At 36.7% G+C, this 8681-nt stretch carries 8 protein-coding genes; 3 read left to right on the plus strand and 5 right to left on the minus strand.

Translation table 11 applies throughout. The annotated features are described in order from the left end of the window. The first annotated feature begins 106 nt into the window (after positions 1–106). Together dacB and QOL71_RS17255 are read left to right on the plus strand one after the other, a co-directional pair. Complete coding sequence (gene dacB / locus QOL71_RS17250; RefSeq protein ID WP_283418140.1) at positions 107–1480, plus strand: D-alanyl-D-alanine carboxypeptidase/D-alanyl-D-alanine endopeptidase; 1374 nt, start codon at positions 107–109, stop codon at positions 1478–1480. A gap of 138 nt (positions 1481–1618) precedes the next feature. Then, positions 1619–2104 (plus strand): DNA-deoxyinosine glycosylase, encoded by a 486-nt coding sequence (locus QOL71_RS17255; RefSeq protein WP_283418141.1) that lies wholly within the window; start codon positions 1619–1621, stop codon positions 2102–2104. 1 nt (position 2105) lies between these two features. Here the strand turns inward: QOL71_RS17255 and QOL71_RS17260 are convergent, their stop codons facing one another. Further along, positions 2106–2831, minus strand: a complete 726-nt coding sequence (locus QOL71_RS17260; protein ID WP_283418142.1) for a shikimate dehydrogenase family protein — start codon at positions 2829–2831, stop codon at positions 2106–2108. Positions 2832–2958: 127 nt separating this feature from the next. Here QOL71_RS17260 and QOL71_RS17265 point away from each other — a divergent pair, with 127 nt between their 5' ends. Beyond that, positions 2959–3792 carry an aldo/keto reductase gene (locus tag QOL71_RS17265; RefSeq protein WP_283418143.1) on the plus strand — a complete coding sequence of 278 codons (834 nt, stop codon included), beginning with the start codon at positions 2959–2961 and terminating at the stop codon, positions 3790–3792. A gap of 146 nt (positions 3793–3938) precedes the next feature. Here QOL71_RS17265 and QOL71_RS17270 read toward each other — a convergent pair whose 3' ends face one another. The 4 genes from QOL71_RS17270 to QOL71_RS17285 are packed head-to-tail and all read right to left on the minus strand — an operon-like array spanning position 3939 to position 8233. After that, the gene (locus tag QOL71_RS17270) at positions 3939–4319 is read right to left on the minus strand and encodes a response regulator (protein ID WP_283418144.1); all 381 of its coding nucleotides are present in this window, start codon (positions 4317–4319) and stop codon (positions 3939–3941) included. Between the two features lie 23 nt (positions 4320–4342). Next, positions 4343–6208, minus strand: coding sequence for a PAS domain-containing sensor histidine kinase (locus QOL71_RS17275; RefSeq protein ID WP_283418145.1), 1866 nt, complete (start codon positions 6206–6208; stop codon positions 4343–4345). Positions 6209–6243: 35 nt separating this feature from the next. Next, a complete protein-coding gene (locus QOL71_RS17280) occupies positions 6244–6561 on the minus strand; it encodes an Mpo1-like protein (RefSeq protein WP_283418146.1) in 318 nt (105 codons plus the stop codon). After that, entirely contained in the window at positions 6548–8233 is a 1686-nt protein-coding gene (locus QOL71_RS17285) for an APC family permease (protein WP_283418147.1), read from the minus strand. The genes QOL71_RS17280 and QOL71_RS17285 overlap by 14 nt, the downstream gene beginning before the upstream one ends. Positions 8234–8681: the final 448 nt, after the last annotated feature.

Consider the following 8681-nt stretch of genomic DNA (forward strand, 5'->3'; position numbering starts at 1 on the left):
TAAACTTTTGACAAGTTGTGATTATTGTCAGAAAGATCTTTATTTTAACAGAGTTTTATTACTATTAACATCATTTAAAATTCTTAGTTTTGATAAAAATTAAGAAATGAAGATTCTCCTCTTGATTCTGTTATTTATTTCACAAACTTACTTTTCCCAATCAGTTTCCGATAATCTGGACAAGTCTGTTAAAGAAATGTTGTCGACATCCAACGCTTTGTCGGCCAATCTTTCTTTCTATGTTTCGGATGAGAACGGGAACTTGGTTTATGAATACAATGGGAACAAAGGACTTTCCACAGCCAGCACGCAAAAGATTTTTACTTCGGCTGCGGCTTTGGAAACGTTGGGGAAGAATTATCAGTTTAAGACAACCGCTTCATATTCCGGGAAGATTTCTAATGGAAACCTGGACGGCGATTTTTACATCACTTCCAATGGTGATCCGACTTTGGGAACCTGGCGTTATGAGAACTATAAACCGGAGAATTTCAAACAGCAGTTATTAGAAGCTATCAAAAAATCAGGAATCAGGAAAATATCAGGCAATCTGATTGTTGATGATTCTTATTTTGATTTTCAAAGTACGCCTGGTGGTTGGCCTTGGAACGATTTGGGGAATTATTATGGTGCAGGAACGTTTGGTGTTAACTGGAGAGAAAATCAGTTTGATATTAATATTAATGGGAATCAGTTCAAAAACTTTTCTTACGATTTGGAGAATGTCAATTGGATCAATGAACTGAAAACGGGTGGAAGTTCTGACCAGAGTCTGATCTTCACTGCACCTCATTCCGAAACCGCAATGATCAATGGAATGTTACCCGCAGGAAAAGTATCAACAGTTTCCGGCGCAACCCCGAATCCACCAATGCAATTGGCTATCGAAATCAAAAAACTGCTGGAAGACAATGGCATTTCAATTTCCGGTAAAACCACGACTTATTATAATGAAAAGCTTGCCGGAAAATCAATTTTAAAAGCTCCGGTTCAGAATCAGATTTTTGAATATAAATCGCCAACTCTTGACAAAATTGTCTATTGGTTTTTAAGAAAAAGTATCAATCTTTATGGAGAAACGCTGATCAAAATAATGGCAAAAGAAAAACGAAATAATCCAACTTTTGAAACCGGTGTTGATTTTCTCAAAGATTTCTGGAAATCAAAAGGTATCAATCCGATGATGATCAATTTCGCGGATGGAAGCGGATTGTCACCCCAGAATTATGTTTCTGCAAAAGCCCAGGTTCAGGCTCTTTTATATGCTAAAAAACAAAAGTGGTTCGATGCTTTTTATGAAGGTTTCCCGACTCAGAATGGCATCAAAATGAAAAGCGGAACGATCAAGGACAGCAAATCTTTTGCAGGTTATCAGACTTCTAAAAATGGGAAGAATTATGTGTTTTCCATTATTCTCAATAATTATCAGGGCGGAAGCATCAGTAATGCTCTGTTCAAAATTCTGGATAATCTTAAGTAGAATTTTAACGCAAAGGCACAAAATTTTAATTTTAAATTATATTTTCAAAGCACAAAGATTTAACTTAGTTAAATAGAAACTTTGCGACTTTTATTACTAATCAATTAAATGAATTTTGCGACTTTGCGATAAAACAAAATGAACCGAATCAATTCTTTTCCACCAATTGTAGATAAAGATTCACAAATTCTGATTCTCGGTTCTGTTCCGGGTGTTAAGTCTTTGGAAATGCAGCAATATTATGCGCATCCACAGAATCAGTTCTGGAAAATACTATTTCACCTTTTTGATGAGGAATTTTCTTTGGACTATCAAGAAAGAATAGATTTATTGAAAGAAAACAAAATCGCTCTTTGGGATGTTATCGAAAGCTGCGAAAGAAAAGGAAGCCTGGATACGGAAATCGAAAATGAAATTGATAACAATATTCCTCAACTGATAAAAAATCATCCCAATATCAAAATCATCTTCTGCAACGGACAGAAGTCTTACAAAAACCTTCTGAAGATTCTAGGCAAGAATTTCAAAATCCCGATTAAAGTTTTGCCTTCAACAAGCCCACTTCATACGGTGAAGTTTGAGGAGAAATTGGAGAGTTGGAAGGTGATTAAGGATTATTTGTAAATCAACTATTCCAAATCTGCCAGGCTTTTTCCGCCTGCTGTTCCAGCATATAAAAACCATTCAAGGTTGTAGCGCCTTTTTCTGCACAATGTCTTAGAAAAGCGGTTTCTGAGGGATTATAAATCAAATCGATAACGTAATGCTTATCGGTAATCGCATCGAAAGGAAATTGAACAGAATCATCAACATTCGGGAAAGTTCCAACTGGTGTTGTCTGGATAATCAATAATGAATCTTTTACCAAATCTTCGGTCAGATTTTCAAAATTAATTTCGGATTTTCTGGAAACGGTTTGATGTTCGATGTTATGCTTATCCAAAATGTATCTCACAGCTTTCGCAGCACCACCATCACCCAGGATCAAAGCTTTTTTGTGGTAGTCTTTTTTATTAATGAGAAGAGTCTTCTCAAACCCGAAAGCGTCTGTATTATAACCGATTTTTTTTCCTTTTTGAAAACTTACACAATTCACAGCGCCAATTTGTAAAGCTTCGTCGCTCAGTTCATCAAGAAAAGGAATGATGGCTTGTTTATAGGGAATTGTGACATTCATCCCGACAAGATTAGGGTTTTCCAGAAAACGTGTAACATTTTCAATTTCAGAAATATCAAAGAAATTGTATGAATGATTTTTTAAAAATAATTTTTTGAATTTTTCCTCGAAATATTTTTTTGAAAAAGAGTAAGAGATATTCTTACCAAGTAATCCGAATTCCTGTTTTTCCATAGTTCAAATTTATAAAATATCATCACAAGAATCATTATAATTTTTTGATTCTTCTATTAGCCAAATTATTTTAGAATCTCTTTCCATTGGCGTAATTTTGGCTTTCGAAAAATCAAAATATTTAAAAATGAAGAACGTAATTCTTAACAACGGTACAGAGATTCCTGAGATTGGCTTTGGAACATGGCAGACGACAGAAAGTGTTCAGGAAACCGTGAAAATAGCTTTGGAAGTTGGTTACAGGCATATTGATACAGCCGATATCTATGGGAACGAAGCGCAAATAGGAGAGGCTATTGAAGAATCGGGTATCGCAAGAAAAGATCTGTATCTCACGACCAAAATATGGAACAGCAACAGAAGCGCACATGGTGTAAAATATTCTTTAGAACAGTCTCTCAAAAAACTGAAAACCGATTATCTGGATCTGCTATTGATCCACTGGCCTGCCAATGCGAAACAATTTGAAAACTGGAAAGAAATCAATGCGGAAACATGGAAGGCTATGGAAGAACTTTATAAATCCGGCGTTGTAAAAACCATTGGTGTCAGCAATTTTATGCTTCCGCATCTGGAAGCCTTGCTGGAAACTGCAGAAGTAATTCCGGCAGTTAATCAGATAGAGTTTCATCCTGGTTATGTTCAGCAGGGTGTTGTAGATTTTTGTAAAGAGAACGGAATTGCAATAGAAGCCTGGAGTCCTATCGGTTCAGGAAGATTGTTGAAGGATGAAGAACTGAAAGAAATTGCAGATCATTATGGAGTTTCTCCTGCGATTCTGTGCATTCAGTTTTGTCTTCAATCCGGCGTAATTGTTTTGCCTAAATCTGAAAATCCGGAAAATATAAAAAATAATCTTCTTTTTGAGAGATTTAAAATCACAGAAAGTGATATGAAGGCTTTGAAAGCTTTGGAAGAAACAGGTTTTTCCGGCTTAAATCCAGAAACGGTAGATTTCTAGGTTTGCACAATTAACAAGAGAAAAAGCAGTTTGAAATTTTTAAACTGCTTTTTTTATTGAGTATTATTTATCCATAAACTTTTAGAATTGATGAATGCAACCGTCTTGATTTAAAAAGTAGAGACAGATTAAACTTTTGAGAATAATTATTCAGCGGAACTGCTGGAATAATATCTTATTTTTTCTACAATTTCTCCAAGGTCAAAAGGTTTCGGAATGAAATCTATAGCGCCGCTTTCTATTGCGGAATCTCCCAGACCGCGGCTTGCAGACATGATCACCACAGGAATATTTTTAAAATCCTGATGCGCTTTTAACATTTTACAGATATCTCTTCCGTCTTCTCCGGATAGCCACATATCCATCAGGATAACATCCGGTTTTGAGGAGATCGTAAGAGAATTAAACATTTCGGATCCTTTTTCATAATTCATGACATCAAAGCCTTCCATATTAAGCATTAATTTCACTGAATCCAAAATTGCAGGACTGTCATCGACAACTATTATTTTTTTTGAATTTGACATTTTTTGTATATAATTCTAAGTAATTAGTGTGGGTTATCGGCTTTCGGAATCTCAAAACAAAAATCAGACCCTTTTCCTTCAACAGAATTTACAAAAATCCTGCCACCGCTTCTTTGGATAATCTCGGAAGAGATGTAAAGACCTAATCCAAGTCCCGGAAAGGTATGTTCCTTACTTCCGCTGACCCTGTAATATTGCTCAAAAACTTTATCTTTTTTATCCTCGGGAATACCAATTCCATAATCTCTTACAGAGAACAGGACGCAGCCTTCTTCGGTCAGTTTTGTAGTGATCTGGATTTTATCAGAACTTGGAGAATACTTGATAGCATTGCTGATAAGATTGCTCATTACCTGCGATATGCGATGTCTGTCTCCATAGATATTCCCGATATTCTCTGCTTCAAGATAGATCCTGTGGCTGGTGCTCATCTGTTGTTCTGTGATGATCTCGTTAACCAGTTCATCAAAATTAAAATCAGATTTATTGAGAAGGATTTTCCCGTTCTGGATTTTTGTAACGTCCAAAAGATCATTAACAAGTGCCGTTAATTTATTGATCTGGTCATCCATTTTTTTGGCAACATCCGCATTGTTGTTATCGTCCTGCTTTCTCAGATTCTTTTCAAGGTATTGAGAATAGAGCTTGAGGCTTGTTAACGGTGTTTTGAGCTCATGGCTTGCAATACCAAGAAAATTATCTTTCTGCTGCTGGAACTGCTTGAATTCATTAATATCTGTACAGGTGCCGATCCATTGGATAACATCTTCATTAGTATCTTTTATTGGAATTGCCCTGCCTAAAAACCATCTGTAAGCATCTTCTGATTTATAATCCCGGAACTGATATTCGATCTCATAGGGTGACTTGTTTTTCTGGCTATTATTCCAGGTCTGCATTGCCCTGCTGATGTCATCAGGATGCAGGATCTTATGTGTTGCCGCCTCTCTGTTATCTATCCCTTCAAACCCGGTATACTCATACCATTTTTTGTTATAGTAATCTATATTGCCGTCTTTATCCGCAGTCCAGACGATAATCGGGAGACTGTCCGCCAGGTTTCTGTATTTTTCTTCTTTTTCTTCGATCTCTTTTTTCGCGAGAACAAGATCGGTAACATTGGTTGCAAAATTCAGGATCGCGTAAACTTCTCCGTTGGGATTAATAAGCGGTTTATAAGAAAAATTAAAATATAAAGTCTTCAGTATGCCATCAACTTCCAGTAATACTTTATCTTCTTTTGCAGCGTATGTTTTTTTGGTTTTGAAAATATCTTTCAGAATATTAATGAATGGCTGACCGTCCAGTTCCGGTAAGGCTTCCGCTAATTTTTTTCCGATAACCGATTTGTCTTTACCCCAGGTGTGGAGCATTGTATCGTTTGCCATATCAATAATCAGATCCTCACCCTTATATAAGGCAATAGAGTAGTCGGATTCTTTGATCAGATTTTCGAATTTATATTCGGTTTCCGCAAGTTTTATTTCTGCTAAAACCTGCTCTGTCACTTCTGTTGCGACTACACTGATTCCTATGATTTCGCTTTCGTCATCGTTATAGATTGGTGCATAGATGAAGTCGAAAAAACATTTTTCGGTTATTCCGTTTCTTACCAGATAGCATTTCTCTTTATAACCTTTATAAGGCTTACCGGTAGTTTTTACATTCGAAAGAATTTCCATGAAAGGCTGACCTTCCAGTTCCGGCAATGCATCAATTAATTTGGTGCCGATAATTTGTGGAGGTTTTCCCCAGAGCTGGAGCATTTGCGGATTAGCAACCTTGATAACAAAATCGTCACCAATCAGCATAGACATTGCTATCGGAGCATGAACAAGCAAAAGCGCCAAAGAATCCTGAGAAATATTAGTTTTGATGAAATTCTTCATTATGAGATAGATAATAAATTTACTACAATCATTATTTATTTTGAAAATTTTTGTTTTCCTATCAGTAATTCGAAAAATAATCTGAAATCAGAAAGTAACGACCAGATGGGATATTTGAATGTGGCTGGCGTATTTTTTTCAAATACAGCATGGCTGAACCATGCAAAACCATACCCGAAAATCGGGCAATACCAAAGAAATCGCTCCTTTCCGGATTTGATAACATAAAAAACTACTATGAAAACCAACAGTATTCCAATGAAATGAAACACTTTGGTGAGTGGTTTACTGTGTTCTGTAAGATAAAATTGATAAAATTCCTTATAGGTTTTAATTCTGTTATGAGACTCCATTCCCGGTTTGATTTAGCTTGCTGTTTTTATATCCATAAAGGAAATAAATTATCAAACCTATAGCAAACCACAGTCCAAACCAGAACCAATTTTCATGACTCATCCCGGTTAACAGATAAAGACATGAACTAAGACCGATCAAAGGGATTAATGAAAGATTTTTAACAAAAGCCAAGCCACATAAAACCAGATTAACTATAATGAAAACTATAATTGCCAAACGGAATTCGCCTTCATTCGGATCACTGATATTCATTAAATTTTGAAAGAATGCCGGCTGGTAAAAATAGAAGAATATTAATCCGCCAATAAAAATTAATGGGAAAAATAATTTGCCATTAATATAAGGTAAATGGAATCTGCCTTTGATTTTTTCTTTTGGAGGCAGCATTAGAACACCACCGCAAACCAAAACGAAAGCAAAAATAGTCCCGATGCTTGTAAAGTCAAGAACGAAAGTTTTATCGGTGAACAGAATCGGAATACCAACTACAATTCCTGTGATAACTGTTGCAAAAGAAGGTACTTTGTTTTTGCTGTGAACCTCCTGGAATTTTCTTGGCAAAAGCCCGTCTCTGGACATTGCCATCCAGATTCTCGGCTGGCCCATCTGGAAAACCAAAAGAACGGTCGTAATTGCTACAATAGCAATGAGAGCAACGATGAATTCCATCCACGGAAGATTGAGATTCGATTTGTCAAATACAAACGATAAAGGGTCGCCGATTCCGTCAAATTTTCTGTAATCGACTAATCCGGTTAATACCAAAGTCAGAATAATATAGATAACGGTACAAAGTCCCAATGAGATCAACATACCTTTTGGAAGGTCTTTCTGAGGATTTTTGGTTTCTTCTGACAGAACAGAAATCGCGTCAAAACCGATATAAGCAAAGAAAACACCTGAAACCGCAGACATTACACCTGCAAATCCGTTTGGCATAAAGGAAGGTTCCGAAGCTATAGAACTTGTCGGAAACCAGTTCCCTGTATTCACATAAGCGACACCAACTGCAATTACGAGAAGAATCACGAATAACTTTAGAATCACAAAAAAGTTATTGAAGTTCTTACTTTCCTTAATTCCCTGATAACAAAGCCAGGTAATTAACCCGTTGATAACCAAAGCAGGAATATCAACAATAATTCTCAGATTTCCAATGACAGGAGCGGATTTCCAGGCATTAATCAATTCCGTATTAGTCGAATGATTGAGAACTGCTTTTTTAGCTTCTGTGTAACTGCAGGTAAAATAATCCGGAATATGAACCCCGATTCTTCCCATGAAACTGGTGAAATAATCAGACCATGAAAAGGCAACATAGATATTTCCGAAAGAATATTCCATAATCAAAGCCCAGCCAATAACCCAGGCAATCAATTCCCCGAAACTGGCGTAAGCATAAGTATAAGCACTTCCTGCGGTTGGAATCCTGCTCGCAAATTCGGCGTAACAAAGCGCTGTAAAAGCACAGGCAAAGCCACAAATCAGATATAAAACAATTACGCCCGGACCGCCTCGGAAAATCGCTTCTCCTAAACTGCTGAAGCTTCCCGCACCAATAATGGCTGCAATACCAAAAAATACAATATCCCAAGTGCCTAAAACCCGATTCAGTTGCCCGTTATCTGTATTTTCTGCGTAGTGTTTTCTTCTGAAAAGTGAACTCATATTAGGTTAAAAATTTATGAAAGAAACAAATGTAATAAAATTTTGATGTTTTTAACATTTTACTTAAAAATTAAAACAGATTGTAGCTGGAAAAGCTTGTTGTTTTCTCGGATTAATTCCACTTTTCTCCCACGCTTCTTCGGGAATTGTTCGGAAAAAGGATTTTTTTTCCGAAGAAGACCCGAAGGATTTCCGAACAATACCCGAAGGAATACAACATATGACCGGTCAAAACCAGTCAGAACCGGTCAAAACCGTTCAGGGGTGTACAGGCTGTTGCTTTCTGCAATACCTTCGTCTTACAAATTTTAAAAATCTTTGATATGGCAACATTAAACAAAGGAATCCTTGGCGGATTCTCCGGTAAAGTAGGAACAGTAGTAGGTGCTAACTGGCGTGGTCTGGACATCATCCGCAGCCGTCCTAAAATTTCAAAACGCAACCCAAC

It is taken from the genome of Epilithonimonas pallida, assembly GCF_900182975.1.
In the GTDB taxonomy this organism is placed as follows: Bacteria; Bacteroidota; Bacteroidia; order Flavobacteriales; family Weeksellaceae; genus Epilithonimonas; species Epilithonimonas pallida.

Coding starts and splice junctions, on each gene's coding strand:
- dacB (WP_283418140.1), top strand. CDS start 107: ATGAAGATTCTCCTCTTGATTCTGTTATTTATTTCACAAACTTACTTT.
- QOL71_RS17255 (WP_283418141.1), top strand. CDS start 1,619: ATGAACCGAATCAATTCTTTTCCACCAATTGTAGATAAAGATTCACAA.
- QOL71_RS17260 (WP_283418142.1), bottom strand. CDS start 2,831: ATGGAAAAACAGGAATTCGGATTACTTGGTAAGAATATCTCTTACTCT.
- QOL71_RS17265 (WP_283418143.1), top strand. CDS start 2,959: ATGAAGAACGTAATTCTTAACAACGGTACAGAGATTCCTGAGATTGGC.
- QOL71_RS17270 (WP_283418144.1), bottom strand. CDS start 4,319: ATGTCAAATTCAAAAAAAATAATAGTTGTCGATGACAGTCCTGCAATT.
- QOL71_RS17275 (WP_283418145.1), bottom strand. CDS start 6,208: ATGAAGAATTTCATCAAAACTAATATTTCTCAGGATTCTTTGGCGCTT.
- QOL71_RS17280 (WP_283418146.1), bottom strand. CDS start 6,561: ATGGAGTCTCATAACAGAATTAAAACCTATAAGGAATTTTATCAATTT.
- QOL71_RS17285 (WP_283418147.1), bottom strand. CDS start 8,233: ATGAGTTCACTTTTCAGAAGAAAACACTACGCAGAAAATACAGATAAC.